This window comes from Pseudomonas peli, from assembly GCF_050563605.1.
In the GTDB taxonomy this organism is placed as follows: Bacteria; Pseudomonadota; Gammaproteobacteria; order Pseudomonadales; family Pseudomonadaceae; genus Aquipseudomonas; species Aquipseudomonas peli_A.
In genome coordinates, this window is sequence record NZ_JBNXUH010000153.1 from 1 (window position 1) to 375 (window position 375).

Here is a 375-nt window from a genome sequence, read left to right on the forward strand (position 1 = left end):
ATACAGCACGCCGGCTTTGCGGTAATCGCAGGCGATCTGTTCGCGCTGTAGCACGCTGGCGACTTCATCGGGAATGCCGTGCAGCAGGGCATAGGCGCTCTGCCGCGCTGCGCTGGGCTGGTCGGCGAGCAGGTGATCCTGGCCGAGCAGGTTGCCCATCAGCCAGCCGCCGTTGCGCCMGGAGGCGCCGAAGCCGGCAATCTCGCCTTCGAGGATGACGATGCGCAGCTGTGGTGCTTTGCGCTTGAGGTAGTAGGCGGTCCACAGGACGGAATAGGAATGTATATGAGAAAAAGAGAAGAGAGAAAGAGAAGAACTGAGAGAGCGCGCATGAGGTCTTCTGCTTGAAAAAAAAAAAACCGTGTAGTAAATGAG

Annotated in this window: 1 protein-coding gene; it reads right to left on the reverse strand. The window is 58.0% G+C overall.

Going from position 1 to position 375, the window contains the following annotated elements:
• Positions 1–372, reverse strand: a 372-nt coding sequence (locus tag ACQ4LH_RS21345; protein ID WP_430698982.1) for an FAD-dependent oxidoreductase, incomplete at its 3' end; no start/stop codon positions are given.
• Positions 373–375: the final 3 nt, after the last annotated feature.